The sequence below is a fragment of the Orbaceae bacterium BiB genome (genome assembly GCA_036251205.1).
In the GTDB taxonomy this organism is placed as follows: Bacteria; Pseudomonadota; Gammaproteobacteria; order Enterobacterales; family Orbaceae; genus Orbus; species Orbus mooreae.
In genome coordinates, this window is the sequence record CP133958.1 from 2,543,583 (window position 1) to 2,558,737 (window position 15,155).

The 15,155-nt window shown below is 34.9% G+C and carries 16 protein-coding genes and 3 tRNA genes; 13 read left to right on the plus strand and 6 right to left on the minus strand.

The features are described 5' to 3' along the window. The first annotated feature begins 1 nt into the window (after position 1). Together RHO11_11985 and RHO11_11990 are read left to right on the plus strand one after the other, a co-directional pair. The gene (locus RHO11_11985) at positions 2-796 is read left to right on the plus strand and encodes a hydroxypyruvate isomerase family protein (GenBank protein ID WVD61183.1); all 795 of its coding nucleotides are present in this window, start codon (positions 2-4) and stop codon (positions 794-796) included. A gap of 105 nt (positions 797-901) precedes the next feature. After that, entirely contained in the window at positions 902-2,245 is a 1,344-nt protein-coding gene (locus RHO11_11990) for a GntP family transporter (GenBank protein WVD61184.1), read from the plus strand. Positions 2,246-2,350: 105 nt separating this feature from the next. Here RHO11_11990 and RHO11_11995 read toward each other — a convergent pair whose 3' ends face one another. The 4 genes from RHO11_11995 to RHO11_12010 form a co-directional block, all read right to left on the minus strand. Next, on the minus strand, positions 2,351-3,097 hold the full coding sequence (locus RHO11_11995; GenBank protein WVD61185.1) for an ankyrin repeat domain-containing protein: 747 nt from the start codon (positions 3,095-3,097) through the stop codon (positions 2,351-2,353). Between the two features lie 302 nt (positions 3,098-3,399). Next, positions 3,400-3,475, minus strand: a tRNA-Lys gene (locus RHO11_12000). Between the two features lie 45 nt (positions 3,476-3,520). Then, a tRNA-Val gene (locus RHO11_12005) sits at positions 3,521-3,596 on the minus strand. 51 nt (positions 3,597-3,647) lie between these two features. Beyond that, positions 3,648-3,723, minus strand: a tRNA-Val gene (locus RHO11_12010). 203 nt (positions 3,724-3,926) lie between these two features. Between RHO11_12010 and RHO11_12015 the strand changes: the two genes are divergently transcribed. The 6 genes from RHO11_12015 to tusA all read left to right on the plus strand — a co-directional run bounded on the left by RHO11_12015 (position 3,927) and on the right by tusA (position 8,285). After that, positions 3,927-4,997, plus strand: coding sequence for a PilN domain-containing protein (locus tag RHO11_12015; protein WVD61186.1), 1,071 nt, complete (start codon positions 3,927-3,929; stop codon positions 4,995-4,997). Between the two features lie 79 nt (positions 4,998-5,076). Then, complete coding sequence (locus RHO11_12020) at positions 5,077-5,523, plus strand: hypothetical protein (GenBank protein ID WVD61187.1); 447 nt, start codon at positions 5,077-5,079, stop codon at positions 5,521-5,523. Next, on the plus strand, positions 5,516-5,893 hold the full coding sequence (locus RHO11_12025; protein WVD61188.1) for a hypothetical protein: 378 nt from the start codon (positions 5,516-5,518) through the stop codon (positions 5,891-5,893). Before RHO11_12020 ends, RHO11_12025 begins: the two co-directional genes overlap by 8 nt. A 1-nt stretch (position 5,894) precedes the next feature. After that, positions 5,895-7,169 carry a type IV pilus secretin PilQ gene (gene pilQ, locus RHO11_12030; GenBank protein ID WVD61189.1) on the plus strand — a complete coding sequence of 425 codons (1,275 nt, stop codon included), beginning with the start codon at positions 5,895-5,897 and terminating at the stop codon, positions 7,167-7,169. A 67-nt stretch (positions 7,170-7,236) separates the two neighbouring features. Continuing rightward, positions 7,237-8,055, plus strand: a complete 819-nt coding sequence (locus tag RHO11_12035; GenBank protein ID WVD61190.1) for a Cof-type HAD-IIB family hydrolase — start codon at positions 7,237-7,239, stop codon at positions 8,053-8,055. A gap of 2 nt (positions 8,056-8,057) precedes the next feature. Then, positions 8,058-8,285: a sulfurtransferase TusA gene (tusA, locus tag RHO11_12040; protein WVD61191.1), complete on the plus strand. Its 228-nt coding sequence runs from the start codon at positions 8,058-8,060 to the stop codon at positions 8,283-8,285. 202 nt (positions 8,286-8,487) lie between these two features. On the opposite strand, the gene RHO11_12045 is transcribed toward tusA, so the two are convergent. After that, positions 8,488-9,300: a tetratricopeptide repeat protein gene (locus tag RHO11_12045; GenBank protein WVD61192.1), complete on the minus strand. Its 813-nt coding sequence runs from the start codon at positions 9,298-9,300 to the stop codon at positions 8,488-8,490. A gap of 304 nt (positions 9,301-9,604) precedes the next feature. Between RHO11_12045 and RHO11_12050 the strand changes: the two genes are divergently transcribed. Genes RHO11_12050 through RHO11_12065 form a run of 4 tightly spaced genes read left to right on the plus strand, consistent with a single transcriptional unit; the run spans position 9,605 to position 13,119 of the window. Beyond that, positions 9,605-10,528 (plus strand): metal ABC transporter substrate-binding protein, encoded by a 924-nt coding sequence (locus tag RHO11_12050; GenBank protein WVD61193.1) that lies wholly within the window; start codon positions 9,605-9,607, stop codon positions 10,526-10,528. After that, a complete protein-coding gene (locus RHO11_12055) occupies positions 10,525-11,418 on the plus strand; it encodes a manganese/iron ABC transporter ATP-binding protein (GenBank protein WVD61194.1) in 894 nt (297 codons plus the stop codon). Before RHO11_12050 ends, RHO11_12055 begins: the two co-directional genes overlap by 4 nt. A 1-nt stretch (position 11,419) precedes the next feature. Further along, positions 11,420-12,289 (plus strand): metal ABC transporter permease, encoded by an 870-nt coding sequence (locus tag RHO11_12060; protein WVD61195.1) that lies wholly within the window; start codon positions 11,420-11,422, stop codon positions 12,287-12,289. Beyond that, a complete protein-coding gene (locus RHO11_12065; protein ID WVD61196.1) occupies positions 12,289-13,119 on the plus strand; it encodes a metal ABC transporter permease in 831 nt (276 codons plus the stop codon). Before RHO11_12060 ends, RHO11_12065 begins: the two co-directional genes overlap by 1 nt. A 70-nt stretch (positions 13,120-13,189) precedes the next feature. Here RHO11_12065 and bamD read toward each other — a convergent pair whose 3' ends face one another. Continuing rightward, entirely contained in the window at positions 13,190-13,969 is a 780-nt protein-coding gene (gene bamD, locus RHO11_12070; GenBank protein WVD61197.1) for an outer membrane protein assembly factor BamD, read from the minus strand. A 196-nt stretch (positions 13,970-14,165) separates the two neighbouring features. Here bamD and rluD point away from each other — a divergent pair, with 196 nt between their 5' ends. After that, positions 14,166-15,155, plus strand: a complete 990-nt coding sequence (gene rluD, locus RHO11_12075; GenBank protein ID WVD61198.1) for a 23S rRNA pseudouridine(1911/1915/1917) synthase RluD — start codon at positions 14,166-14,168, stop codon at positions 15,153-15,155.

The window sequence follows — 15,155 nt, forward strand, 5'->3', positions numbered from 1 at the left end:
TATGCAAAAAAATAAGTGTCAATTTGCTGCAAATTTAACGATGATGTTTACAGAAGTCCCTTTTTTAGAGCGGTTTAGCGCAGCAGCAAATGCAGGTTTTCAAGCTGTTGAGTTTTTATCGCCATATGAGTTTACTAAAGAAGAATTATCTCAACAACTCAAAAAAAATAATTTAAAAATGGCATTATTCAATAGTGCTATGGGTGATGTTGCAAAAGGTGAATGGGGATTAAATGGTATTCCTGGCAGAGAAGATGACGCAAGGAAAAACATTCGAGATGCATTAGAGTACGCTAAGGCGTTGAATTGTTCAATAATTCATTTAATGGCAGCGGTTGTCCCTCCTAATGAAGATCGCGCTTTATATCAGCAAACATTAATTGATAATGTCCGTTATGCGGCTGATCTATACGCATCACATAATATCACTATTGTGTTAGAAGCGCTTTGTCCTGCAGTAAAACCGAATTATCTCTACTCTAGTCAATGGCAAGTACTGGAAATCGTTAAATTAATTAATCGGCCTAATGTTAAGATTTTATTTGATGTATTTCATGCTCAAATTGTTGACGGTAATATTACCCACTTATTTGAAACAATATTTGATCATGTTGGTCATATTCAAATAGCTTCTATTCCAGAACGTCATGAACCTGATGAAGGTGAAATTGACTATCAACATATTTTTTCTCTTTTTGAACGAACTCATTATCACGGTTGGATCGGTTGTGAATATCGTCCAAGAGCGAAAACAGTAGAAGGATTAGGTTGGTATAAAAAATACCTAAATCAATAAGTTATTTATAACTAATTAAATTAATTATAGAAAAATTATTGCGCATTTAGCGCAATGGTTTTTTACACTCAAAAATCAATGATTTGATTGTATAAGGAGTATGTGATGTCGATAGGATTTTTATTAACCATTGCACTAATTAGTATTATTTTTCTACTTACTTTAATTATTAAATTAAAAATTAATCCATTCATCTCTTTAATGTTAGCGAGTCTATTTGTGGCGCTAACTACCGGTATTCCCGTAAATAAGATTTGGGGGATCATGACATCTGGAATGGGGGGGCTACTTGGTCATGTTGCGCTAATTATTGGTTTAGGAGCCATGTTAGGTAAACTTATTGAAAAATCAGGTGGTACAGAATCTTTAGCTTTATATTTCACGAATAAACTTGGTAAAAAAAGAACGATTGCGGCCTTAACGATTGCAACATTCATCTTAGGAATACCCGTTTTCTTTGAAGTTGGTTTTATCATTGTAATCCCAATCATATATGGCTTTGCTAAAATTAATAACCTATCACCGGTCAAATTTGGTTTACCTGTTTCTGGAGCGATGTTAACTGTACATGTAGTACTTTCTCCTCATCCTGGCCCTGTAGCCGCTATACAAAATTTTAAAGCTGATATGGGATTACAGAGTATTATTGCCTTAGGTATAGCCATTTTGGTCGCAGTAGTTGCAGTCTATTCATCAAAATACTTAAATAAAAAAGATTATTCAGTTTCTCAAGAAGTTATTGATGAGATGAATAGCATCAGTCACGTAACAGATATTAAAGCAATACCTAATCCTGGTTTAATTACTGCCTTAATTGTAACGCCGATCGCTTTGATTATGATTGGTACTTTCTCTTCCTATGCATTAGGACCTGAATCAACTTTAGGTAACTATTTAGGTTTGATTGGTGCTCCAGGGATTGCATTATTAATTGCTATTGCATTAACTTGCTTTTTTATTGGACGCCAACAAAAATGGTCAATCAGTCATTGTAGTGAATTGATGGAAGGATCGCTGCCTAATCTTGCTGTGATGATTTTTGTTATTGGTGGTGGTGGTATTTTTGGTAAAGTACTATTGGAGTCAGGTGTAGGGCGTTCACTGGCTGATGCGTTATATATGATTAATTTACCCCTGATCCCTGCTGCATTTATTATTTCTCTTGCTCTTCGTGCATCACAAGGATCTGCAACGGTTGCAATTGTTACTACCAGTAGCTTATTATCTGAAATGACAATTGGTTTATCTCCGGTACAAATCGCATTAATTACGACGGCAACTTGTTTTGGTGGTTTAGGGCTATCTCATGTGAATGATGCGGGTTTTTGGGTGGTCACTAAATATTTAGGATTATCTGTATCTGATGGCTTAAAAACATGGACAGTTCTGACTACTGTTTTAGGACTTGTTGGCTTCTTATTAACATGGATGATGTGGGCAGTGGTTTAGCCCTTTATTTTATAGCCCTTTGTCCATTTATCAAAATAAATGAACAGAGGGTTGTTATTACTAACAATCGTGATTAGAAAATAGTACTCAAATACTAATAAATCGTTATTGGCAAGATTGTGTACCAGTTCGATTATTAATAGCACCATTCTCGATTAACAATTTTTGCATATCTTCAAGGCCTCTCGTACAGGCATAACCTAAAGCACTTTGATTAAAAGACGGTCTATTTGTATCTTCAATTGTTGTGACTTTATTGAGATCAGCTCCTTCACTAATAAGATATTTTACAATATCGATACGATTATTACTTGCTGCAACCATCACTAAACTTTCACCATCGTCTTCATGGCTAGTGTCATTGATATCAAAATCAGGTAGAAGAGCATGTGCTTTTTTTACTATATTGGTATTTTTACCCAATACAGCTGATTTTAAGACATTATATACATCGCCTTTATCTGTAGCCCAAAGGCTAGCATTTTGGCTAACTAAATAGTCAAAAATATCTTCATAACCAATAAATGCTGCCCAACCGAGCGCGGTTTGCCCTAAAGAGTCTTCATCTTTAACTTCGATATCTTGTCCAGCAGCGACCATTGCCTTTATTGTTTCGATATCACCTTGTTTTACGGCATCAAACCATTTTGCATTAGGACCTGTTGATGGGGCATTATAAAACACACGCCATGTTAACTTATCAGCATTAGCAATATCATTCATTTCGGTAAGACTCAATCTGAATTGAGTATAGCCTTCTGGATTATCGGGATTGAGAACTTTAGCATTTACACTATTCATTAATAAAACTGAGGATAGAATAATTAATAGTGACTGTTTAAATTTATTCATTTGATACCTTATTATTTGATTTTCAATGGTCATATATTTGTGATTTATAAATCGAATATAACATAATGCTTTTTTATATTATTGGGATATTCGGCGGCTATTATAAAGTAAAACGTATAAATTAAAGCACCTATTATTGATATCGGTACGGTAAAATTATAGAGAGTTGATCATTGATTTATTATACTATTACGATGCAACATCATTATTGATGTTTCTTGTGAAGCTAGAGTCTCTTATTTTGAATCAGTGTCATCAAATTTTAGACATAAAAAAATCACCATTAGGTGATCTATAAAAATTGGTGGGTCGTGAAGGATTCGAACCTTCGACCAACGGATTAAAAGTCCGCTGCTCTACCGACTGAGCTAACGACCCATCTAAGTGATGGTGTATAAAACTAACTATCCATCTAATTAAAGATGGTGGGTGATACCGGGTTCGAACCAGTGACCCCCTCCTTGTAAGGGAGGTGCTCTCCCAACTGAGCTAATCACCCCAAATTAAAAAACAAATTACATTGTCATTTAATTAAGCACACAGTAAGAATTGGTGGGTGATACCGGGTTCGAACCAGTGACCCCCTCCTTGTAAGGGAGGTGCTCTCCCAACTGAGCTAATCACCCTTACCGTGTGGGAGAGCATTATAAAGAACATGACTGTGCAGTCAATAGTTTTTTTTATTTTTATTCAAATTATTGTTCTTTCGGCTTAAATTTAAACACTTTTTGCGACATTTTTCACATCACTGACTAGAATTCACCATAAATGGGCTTTTTTATATCAAAATTAAATTGTCATATTAGATGATATAAGGAGCTTAAATAACTTGTATTACATTACTCTTTTTGTTGAAACATCATGTTTAACGTGTTTTATTACTGAAATTAATCGTAAGCAAACTAAACTACTGTCTAAACAGGTGGTAGAGTTACAACCTATTGATGATATTTCGATATTACAAACAGTTGTTCATGAGCTCTGTCGTTCTTGTCATCAATATAAGCCTATTTTTCGTATTATTGTGGCAGATATCCATATTAGGCAAGGACTAATACCATTACCAAATATAAGTTTAAAAGAGTATGAGATTGAAACTTATGTTATTAATTCGTTAGTCAAATTATTTCACACGCAACAACCGTTTAGTTACGATTATCAACAACAATTAAAAAATGAGACGCAGCAGCTTGTTGTTACCGCTTATCCTCAGCAAAAAGTAAAGTTTTGGCTTACACTATGTCAGTCATATCATATCGATTTTATTGGTGTAGCTCTCGAGATAGGTGAATATTTAAAGACTGAAAAAAACAGCCTTACTCTTTTTGAACATCTAGCTTATCAACCAAAGATCACTGGTTTCAATTTTCTACCTTGGAGAGAAAAAATCAGGGTAAAAAAACAGATCCTATTTTTTTGCACTACCGCGATTTACGCTTGTATTTGTTTCATATTAGTTTTTTGGTTATTGTACTATCGTACAACCCAAAAAAATCAACAAATCATTAAAAATCAGCAAGTACAACGAGAGATAACGCTACAATCAAGCCATTTATTACGAATTGATGAATTAGATCAGAAACTTAAGCAACAACAAACCGTGTTGGATCAACAACGATCGCATCAAACACAGTTCATGATGATAGTTAATACGCTAATCTTTATTGCTAATAAGATACCTGATGAACTTTGGTTAAGTTACTTAGCTTATTATAATCACCGATTGAAATTAACCGGTTATGGTTTTAGTTATGCCAATATATTAGCGTTTACTCAATCCTTGAATGACTTGGAAACATTGAAAAATCATAAGCTTATTTCAGTCAAATACAATAAAAATTTATTAAATTTTGAGCTTGATATTTTATCTAATACATCCGGTATTAATGATGAAAATTGATATATTGCAACCATTATTGACATACTCATTACAAACGCGGTTGATCATAATAAGCCTATTTTGGGGCGGTTTATCTCTTATGGCTTACTATTTTTTTATCAATCCTATTGAACAGCAATATCAACAAGAACAATTGCATCATAATTCGCTAGTTGATGAACTACGTTTATTAAATATCAGGATTAATGGCTATCCAAATGAAGAGCTGGTATTGCAAAAATTAGAAGAGATCACATTAGCGGCAAAAAATAAGCAAATTAACTCTATTGCGTTTTTGAGCAAAATTATGAGTGAGCAATTACTCAATCACCAGTTAAAATTAATTGATTTTATTCGCCAAGATGATAACAATAATACTTATCTCCAGTTTAAAATAGAGGGTTATTATCCTCATTTTATTCAGTTCATTTATTACTTATCTCAGCTAAATCTCAATATTTCGATTTCATCAATTTCGATTGAAAAAGCTCCTCCCTACTTGATTTTTTTCTTACGTTTGCAATATCTGGAGTATAACGATGGTTAGAGCCTGTATATTGGGACTATTGTTGCTGATTTCGACGATCACCAGCGCCAATTTGCCCGAGGTAAAAGATCCTTTTGCGCTGCCGATGAGCACGACCTGTAATGAACTAGAACAACAACTTTTTTCTCAATTTGACCATTGGCAATATCAAGGATTCGTCGAATATGCAGAAGATAGTCAAGCTAATCCCCTTTCTGCTTGGGTGACAAATCAAAAAGAGTGGATAGTTGTCGATGTTTTAACTCAATCTTTGGTCTTTTCACCATGGCAAGTTATCGCAATAACAAAACTGAAGATTGAATGGCAGACAATATTGCCGGTGTATTGTGGAAAAACGATTACGTTTATAATGACCTTTATGGGGCTTTAATATGACAAAATGGTCAATAATATCTAAAAGTATTATCTTTATCGTTATTTGCTATTTTACTATATTTACTACGGCAACTGCTGCCGATCATCGTGATATGCCAGAAAAGAAGATAACTCTTAATTTTCATCAAACACCGACCTCTGTAATTCTGCAGGCACTTGCTGATTTTCAACAAATAAATCTTATTTTTGATTCAACAATAGATCAAAATCAAACTATAAAATTAAATAATATTGATTGGCATAAAGCGCTCATGTTGCTCACTCGTCATGCCCGATTACAATACACTCTTAATGATAATCTACTTCTTATCACTGAAGTACCTGATTATCAGAGCCAGATAATACAAAAACAGCAACAGCAGAAAGAGCAAGAGTTGGCACAACCACTCAATTATTTAACCTTAACGATCAACCATCATGATATAAAATCATTGTTACAAATTATTCAACAACAACATATTTTATCTGATCGGGGTAAAGCGTTTATTGATGAGCGAACTAATATGCTAGTTGTGAGTGATATTACAAAAAATACAGATGAAGTTAAGCGATTGATCCAATTGTTAGATAAACCATTGCCACAAGTTCATATTGCTGCACATATTGTGACAATGAGTGATGAAAGTACGGCAGAGTTGGGTATTAAATGGGGATATAGCGGATCATCTTCACAGTTAATAAATCAGTTTGATATCGATTTATCCGCATCGGGTACACCTGCATCTGTTGGATTTAATGTTGCGAAACGTTCTGGAAATTTGCTGAATCTCGAATTATCAGCACTAGAAGCCGAAAATCAATTAGAAATTATTGCTAGCCCGAATCTGATCACTTCACATAAAAATACAGCTTCAATTAAACAAGGTTCTGATATTCCTTATGAAGTATCTAGTGGCAGCAATGGCTCAACTTCAATTGAGTTTAAACAAGCGGTACTTGGTTTAGAAGTAACGCCGAGAATACTACAAAATAATCAGATTGAATTGACATTATATATTACTCAAAATACAGCAGGGCGTTCAATCAAACGCAGTGATGGTGGCGAGGCTTTAGCGATCGATACTCAAGAAATTAAAACACAGGTAGTGGTTAATAGTGGTGAAACTTTGGTATTAGGTGGGATTTTTCAACAGAGTCGTCATCAAGAGTTACAAGCTGTACCTGGTGTTAGTCAGATACCGTTTGTTGGACAATTATTTAAAGCGAGGGCGAATAAACAACAAAAACGTGAGTTAGTCATATTTATTACCCCTCAACTCATTGATCTTTAATTTACTTTAATGGTGGTCCATGATGGAGTATAATTACAAAATACATTATAAATAAGAAGAGTTAGTTATGTTTCGTGTTGTTGCATCAGATTTAGATGGTACCTTATTAAATCCCCAACATATTTTATCGGCTTATACTAAAAAAGTTTTACAAGCGTTAAGAAAGGAAGGGATTAATTTCATTTTTGCTACAGGTCGACATCATATTGATGTAGCTCAAATGCGTGAGAACATGGAAATTGATGCCTTTATGATTACCTCTAATGGTGCAAGAGTTCATGATAGTGATGGTAATTTAATTTATAGTAAAAGTCTTGAGCCAAATCTTGCTTATGAAATAGCGCAGATCGCAATGAATGATCCTCTGGTTTATACTCACGTTTATCGTGGTGATGAATGGCTAACTAACAAAGAAGATGAATACTCATTAAGTTTTTTTCAAGAGACTGACTTTAGATATCAAATTTTTAATCCAACTAATTTTGCTACTGACGATATTGCTAAAATTTATTTTACGACTAACGGTGATGTATTGCATGAACATTTAGTTGCACTTAAAAATCGTTTAGATGCCAAGTATGGTTCACAAATTAGTGTTACCTTTTCAACATTAAATTGTTTAGAGGTGATGGGTAATCAAGTTTCTAAAGGTTATGCACTGAAAGCCGTGGTTGAAAAATTAGGGTTTAAATTAAAAGATAGCGTGGCTTTTGGTGACGGAATGAATGATTTAGAGATGCTCTCAATGGCTGGTAAAGGATGTATAATGCAAAATGCGAGTGCAGACCTTAAAGCTAGCTTACCACAGCTCGAAGTGATTGGTTCTAATGCTGATGATGCTGTACCTCATTATTTGAGTAAATTATTTTTTAATTCGATGATTTGAAAATGATAGCCGATCGAGAATTGAGTACATTAGGCCTACGTTGTCCAGAACCAATCATGATGGTTCGTAAAACTATTAGAGAGATGACTTCTGGGCAAGTTTTGCATATTATTGCTGATGATCCCGCGACAACTCGCGATATCCCTGGTTTTTGTCGACATATGGATCATCAACTCCTTGAATCGCAAATTGATCAAAAACCTTATCATTACTGGATTAAGAAGCAGTAATATTCGTTATTTTATTGCTGTAATCTATGAATATAGTATAAAAACTGTGCTCGAATTCAAGGCATTTAGATTTAAGATGATTAATTGTGGGCAGATTTGGTGAGGGTTAATTTTTTTATTATCAATTAAGTTTATCGCTAATTAACGTTAATTAAAACCAAGTTCGCTTATTATAAATGAACTTGGTTTACATTTTTTAATCTTAGTAATTCAACAGATCTTTGTAGGCTTCACAACTGTCATTATCACCTAATTCACACGCTTTTTTGTATAGTGTTTTGGACATTTTTGTATTCTTTTGAACACCACTTCCTTCTTCATACATCACCGCTAAATTATAACAGGCAATAGATTCATCGAGATCACAGGCCATTTTGTAATAAAAAGCAGCTTTATTATGGTTTTGTGTTACACCAAGTCCTTCATCATAAAGGTAGCCAAGGTTATTACAGCTAGACGCATCTTGGTTTTTACAAGCTTGAGTATAAAGCTTATTAGCGATTTGATAATTTTGTTCTGTCCCTTCACCACTTTGATACATATCGGCTAAATTGTAACAACCAACATCGTCATCTTTATCACAAGATAGTTTATATAGTTGAAAAGCTTTTACTTTGTCTTGCTCAACACCTTCACCAATATCATAAAGATAAGCTAAATTATTGCACCCTGTAGAGTCGCCTAAATCACAAGATTTTTTGTATAATTCAACAGTTTTATCTATATCATGCTGTACATCATCACTGTTTTGATACATATAACCTAAATTTGAGCAACTTAATCCATAATTTGCATCACAAGCTTGCTTATACAGGGCCATCGCTTTTACGGAGTCTTTTGGTAGACCATCAGAGCCTTCTTGATAACGATAAGCTAATTCATCACAACTCTCTAAGTCTCCAGCCTTACAAGAAATTTCATATTGTAAGTTAGTTTTATCGTTAGCATTAGCGTTAAAAATGAATCCGTTACAAAGACCAAATGTGAGAAGTAGAGAGATAATTATTTTTTTCATAGTGTTTTCTTCTTATTATTAGAAAAGCGTTATTGTTATCATTATCAAGTTACTTTATTTTACAGTTAGCATTAAAGTATTTGATACCCATATGTGTTAACTTGTATAAATTATAGCAAGCAATTGTTAACTTAGCATCATGATTAGTTTATTTGAGTCATTTATTTTTATATTGCTATTGCATATAAACTAAATGTAATAATAATAATTCTTATTCAAGAATAACAAAATAATGAAAAAGTTTGACTTTATTTTTCCTAAATTATAATAATTATCATTAACATTTAAAATAGTAAGGTAGAAAATGAAATTACTCATCCAGCATATTTTTACTAGTAAACAATATACCCGCTCTTTAATACTGCTGCTATTGATGGTTTTTACAAGCCATTTTACTTATGCTCAGGATAAAAAATTTAAAGTAATTACCACGTTTACAATTATCCAAGACATTGCTCAAAATATAGCTGGTGATGCTGCTATTGTTGAATCAATTACAATTCCTGGCGCTGAAATCCATGAATATGAACCTACGCCGAAAGATCTTGTAAGAGCACAGTATGCTGATTTAGTTTTATGGAATGGCTTAAATTTAGAACGCTGGTTTGAACGTTTCTTTCAAGATATTAAAGATGTTCCTTCGGTTGTTGTGACCGATGGTATCTCACCAATGCCGATTCGAGATGGTGGTTATAAAGGTAATCCGAATCCTCATGCTTGGATGTCGCCGACTGAAGGACTGATCTATGTTGAAAATATCCGTAAAGCATTAGTCAAATATGATCCAGATAATGCCGATATTTATAATCGTAATGCGGAAAATTATATAGCAAAGATTAAAGCAATGGATTTACCATTGCGCCAAAAATTAGCTCAAATTCCTGAAGAGAAACGTTGGCTAGTAACTAGTGAAGGTGCATTTAGCTATCTAACAAGAGATTATGGCTTCAAAGAGGCCTATTTATGGCCGATTAATGCGGAACAACAAGGCACACCAAAACAGGTTAAATCGGTCATTGATTTAGTCAGAAAAAATAATATTCCTGTCATTTTTAGTGAAAGTACCATATCCAATAAACCTGCAATTCAAGTAAGTCGTGAAACAGGTATTAAATACGGGGGAGTCCTTTATGTGGATTCGTTATCCCAAGCTGATGGGCCTGTACCTACTTACCTTGATCTTTTAAATGTTACCGTGGCAACTATCGCTAAGGGTTTTGAACAATGAATAGTATACCGACACCAATAGTATTGAATGTTGATGATGTTACCGTCACCTATAACAATGGTCATACCGCTATCCATAATGCTAGCTTTAAGCTTAATGGCGGAACGATTTGCGCATTAGTTGGTGTTAATGGCAGTGGTAAATCGACATTATTTAAGAGCATTATGGGGATGGTCAAACCAACGCAAGGATCTGTTACGCTTAACCATTTACCGATTATTAAAGCACTAAAACAGAATATGATTGCCTATGTACCACAAACTGAAGAGGTTGATTGGGATTTTCCCGTATTAGTCTCTGACGTCGTGATGATGGGGCGTTATGGCCGTATGTCTTTTTTACGGATCCCATCAAAAGAAGATAAAAAACAAGTTGATATTGCGTTAGAGCGAGTCAATATGACGGAATTAAAAAATCGTCAGATAGGCGAACTTTCCGGTGGACAAAAGAAACGGGTGTTTTTAGCAAGAGCATTAGCACAACAAGGTCAGATCTTATTATTAGATGAACCTTTTACAGGCGTCGATGTTAAAACGGAAAATGCGATTATTGAATTACTAAAATCGTTACGGTCTGAAGGACATCTTATTCTTGTCTCTACCCATAATTTGGGTAGTGTCCCTGAATTTTGTGATCAAGTTGTTTTATTCAATCAAACGGTACTTGCAGCAGGGGCAACTAAAACAACGTTTACACCAGAAAATTTGATGATGACGTTTGGTGGTGCGCTACGTTATTTAAGCTTATCGGGTGAAAAGCTGCACGAAGATGAAGATCCAAGAGTAGTATCAGTCTTAACCGATGATGAAAGGGCTGCTGTATTTTATGGGGAAGGGAAGAAAGATTCTCCTCATCATGATTTACTCCATGATTCATTTAGGGAGAAATAGTATGTGGGAGATTCTATTAGAACCTTTTCAATATCAATATATGGTTAAAGCAATATGGGCTAGTAGTTTAGTCGGGGCTGCATGTGCCTTTTTGTCTGCTTATTTGATGTTAAAGGGTTGGTCATTAATGGGGGATGCATTGTCTCATTCGGTTGTACCGGGTGTCGCAGGTGCTTATGCATTAGGTTTACCCTATACTATCGGTGCATTTTTTACTGGGTTTTTAGCCGCGCTTTCGATTACGATTATTCGTTATTTTAGCCGATTAAAAGAGGATGCCATTATTGGATTTATCTTTTCAACCTTTTTCGCGTTTGGGCTGCTCATCATCTCTCTCAATCCAACATCGGTCAATATTAACGCCATTATTATGGGGAATATATTAACAATCGCTGATGAAGATATGCTGCAAGTTGAGCTAATTATTGCGATTTCGCTAATTGTGTTAGTCCTAATTTGGAAAGATCTATTGGTTGCTTTCTTTGATGAAACTCATGCCCGCTCAATCGGACTCTCACCGTTAAGATTAAAGATTATCTTTTTCACTTTATTGAGTGCATGTACTGTTGCTGCGTTACAAACTGTTGGGGCTATTTTAGTTATTGCGATGGTGATTACTCCAGGGGCTACCGCTTATTTATTAACTAATCAATTTTCTCGGTTACTCATTATTGCGGTTTTAATCGGCTTTTTTACCAGTGGTATTGGCGCATGGATTAGTTACTATCTTGATGGTGCAACTGGTGGTGTGATTATTACACTACAAACCATCATTTTCTTATTGGCCTTTTTATTTGCTCCACAACATGGATTAATTCCGACCCGTTTACGAATTCGTAAACAACTGGCTCGTAATAAAGGAGTAATATAATGGAATGGCTAAATTTTATTATAGAGCCCTTTAGTTATCCTTTTATGCAACGAGCCATAATTGTTGCAATGACAACAGGATTTGTTTGCGCTATTTTATCTTGTTTTTTAGTTTTAAAAGGGTGGTCTCTAATGGGAGATGCTATCTCTCATGCTGTTTTACCTGGGATTGTTATTGCTTATTTAGTCGGATTACCGCTGATTATTGGCGCTTTTGCATCGGGATTTCTCTGTTCAATGGCAACCGGATATATTAAGAATAATTGTCGGGTAAAAGAAGATACCGTGATGGGAATTGTCTATTCGGGAATGTTTGCTTTTGGTTTAGTACTATTTTCGAAAGTGGATACAGAGCAGCACCTTAATCACATTTTATTTGGTAGTGTACTTGGAACTACGCATAGTGAATTAATTCAAATAGTTATTATCGCTATCCTTGTCTCTTTAGTTATACTGATTAAACGCAAAGATTTACTTCTATTTTGTTTTGATCCTGTCCAAGCCAGCGTTATTGGCTTACCCGTCAAATTATTGCATTATGGATTATTAACCTTTTTATCATTAACTATTGTGGCATCGTTACAAGCGGTGGGTATTATTTTAGTGATTGCGATGTTAATTGCACCCGGAATTATTGCATTTGTATTATCTAAACAATTTGAGCGGATGTTGATTATTGCTGTTGTCGTGGCAATGTTATCTTCTGTAGGTGGAACACTAATTAGCTATCATTTTAGTGCCAGTACGAGCGCTTGTATCGTTTTGATTCAGGCGGCTATTTTTATTCTAGCTCAAAGCTATCGATTAATAATGAATTATCAAGCTCGCTAATCCATGAGTCATTTAAATTAAGCTCAGATATGAAAAGAGCGAAAGGTATTTTCGCTCTTATTACATCAGTCTAGAAAATCCATAAGAATGATTCTTCTTCATCTATTGGTGAAGATACATTATTTACATTCGCTTGAATTAATTCATTAGTTTTGTTGGCTTCATCAGTTAAACCTAATTGATTATAAGCATTACGCATTAATACCAAAGCATGTTTTGTTGCATCAGTATCCGGGTAGGTTTTTAGCATATCCTGAACACGATTAACTACTGCAACGTAGGCTCCTCGTTTAGTGTAATACTGTGCTACTTTTAGCTCATATCTTGCTAAACGATTTTTTAGGGCGACAAGGCGTTTTTCTGCATCATAGCTATAAGGGCTATAAGGGTAAGAGCTAACTAGGTAAGTAAAGTCTTTAAATGCTGCTTGTGCGAATGCTCTATCGCGATCAGCACGATCGACATTAAACCAACCTTGGATTTGATTATCATCCTGTGCCATGTTAGCTAGACCGCGTATATAAATAACCCAGTCAACATTTGGATGTGTTGGATTGAGTTTTAAAAATCGGTCGATTGAGGCAACAGCAAGTGGCATATCCCCAGATTTATAATAAGCATAAATCAAATCAAGCTGTACTTGTTGAGAATAAGGTCCAAATGGATAAGCTTTGTCTAATTCTTCTAAGATAGTAATGCCTGAACGAATATTGCCCATTTCTAACTCTTGTTGTGCATTGGCAAATAGATCCTGTTCTGGCACATTTTCTACATCAGGTTTGCTAGACGTACAACCCATTAATATACCGGTTACTGCAGCAATAACAAAATATTTAAGAGATAATTTCATTCAATAAATCCGTTGTGATTTGTTTTAAAATTTCTAGTTAACGCTGTTACATAAAACTTTTTATTTTCAGTTTTTATCGCAAGTTTATTGCAACAAACGTAAAATAAACATTAACCCATTTGAATGTATATGATACTCTAATTTATCATTACGTAAAACACTCAAGAGTGAAAACTCAACAATAGTATAAATAATTATGTCAGATAGCACACTACAAAAATTAGAATTAACCGTAGATATTGAAAATCATCAGCTCGGTATGAGGCTTGATCAGGCTTTAGCTGAAATTTTTAATCAATATTCACGTTCTCGCATCAAGGATTGGATTCTTGATGGTCATGTTAAAGTCAATGGTATTGTTGTTGATAAACCTAAAGAAAGGGTATTAGGTGGCGAAAAAATCGTTTTAACCGCACTAATTGAAGAAGAGACTTATCATCAGGGAGAAAAAATCTCGTTGAATATCGTTTATGAAGATGATGATATTTTAGTGATTAATAAACCGCGTGATCTAGTCGTTCACCCTGGCGCTGGAAATCCGAATGGGACCGTATTAAATGCTTTACTTTATCACTATCCTGAAATTGCCTCGGTACCAAGAGCGGGGATTGTACACCGTTTAGATAAAGATACTACTGGGTTAATGGTTGTTGCTAAAACAATTGAAGCACAAACTCGTTTAGTCGAATCGTTACAATTACGAGAAATTACGCGTGAGTATGAAGCAGTTGCAATGGGGATTATGACGGCAGGTGGTACAATTGATCAGCCTATGACTCGTCATCCAACAAAACGTACTCATATGGCTGTTTTCCCAACAGGTAAACCTGCAGTTACTCATTACCGAGTCATGGAAAAATATCGTGCTCATACTCGATTACGTCTGCGACTTGAGACAGGACGAACTCACCAAATTCGTGTGCATATGGCACATATAGCTCATCCATTAGTGGGTGATCAATTATATGGTGGCCGACCTCGTCCGCCAAAAGGTGCGACAGAAGAGTTTATTCAAACTTTACGTGACTTTGATCGACAAGCATTACATGCGACGATGTTACGATTATTCCATCCAATTAGCGGTGAGCAGATGGAGTGGCATGCTCCAATTCCTGAAGATATGCAGCAATTGATTAAAGTATTGCAAGAAGATGCAAAACTACATGAAGATGAGATTGATTGGTAA

Bases quoted from the DNA above. Each gene is read 5' to 3' on its own strand.
- tusA (WVD61191.1), top strand. From the start codon at position 8,058: ATGATAGCCGATCGAGAATTGAGTACATTAGGCCTACGTTGTCCAGAA.
- RHO11_12035 (WVD61190.1), top strand. From the start codon at position 7,237: ATGTTTCGTGTTGTTGCATCAGATTTAGATGGTACCTTATTAAATCCC.
- pilQ (WVD61189.1), top strand. From the start codon at position 5,895: ATGACAAAATGGTCAATAATATCTAAAAGTATTATCTTTATCGTTATT.
- RHO11_11990 (WVD61184.1), top strand. From the start codon at position 902: ATGTCGATAGGATTTTTATTAACCATTGCACTAATTAGTATTATTTTT.
- RHO11_11995 (WVD61185.1), bottom strand. From the start codon at position 3,097: ATGAATAAATTTAAACAGTCACTATTAATTATTCTATCCTCAGTTTTA.
- RHO11_12050 (WVD61193.1), top strand. From the start codon at position 9,605: ATGAAATTACTCATCCAGCATATTTTTACTAGTAAACAATATACCCGC.
- RHO11_12055 (WVD61194.1), top strand. From the start codon at position 10,525: ATGAATAGTATACCGACACCAATAGTATTGAATGTTGATGATGTTACC.
- rluD (WVD61198.1), top strand. From the start codon at position 14,166: ATGTCAGATAGCACACTACAAAAATTAGAATTAACCGTAGATATTGAA.
- RHO11_12065 (WVD61196.1), top strand. From the start codon at position 12,289: ATGGAATGGCTAAATTTTATTATAGAGCCCTTTAGTTATCCTTTTATG.
- RHO11_12025 (WVD61188.1), top strand. From the start codon at position 5,516: ATGGTTAGAGCCTGTATATTGGGACTATTGTTGCTGATTTCGACGATC.
- RHO11_12060 (WVD61195.1), top strand. From the start codon at position 11,420: ATGTGGGAGATTCTATTAGAACCTTTTCAATATCAATATATGGTTAAA.
- bamD (WVD61197.1), bottom strand. From the start codon at position 13,969: ATGAAATTATCTCTTAAATATTTTGTTATTGCTGCAGTAACCGGTATA.
- RHO11_12045 (WVD61192.1), bottom strand. From the start codon at position 9,300: ATGAAAAAAATAATTATCTCTCTACTTCTCACATTTGGTCTTTGTAAC.
- RHO11_12020 (WVD61187.1), top strand. From the start codon at position 5,077: ATGGCTTACTATTTTTTTATCAATCCTATTGAACAGCAATATCAACAA.
- RHO11_11985 (WVD61183.1), top strand. From the start codon at position 2: ATGCAAAAAAATAAGTGTCAATTTGCTGCAAATTTAACGATGATGTTT.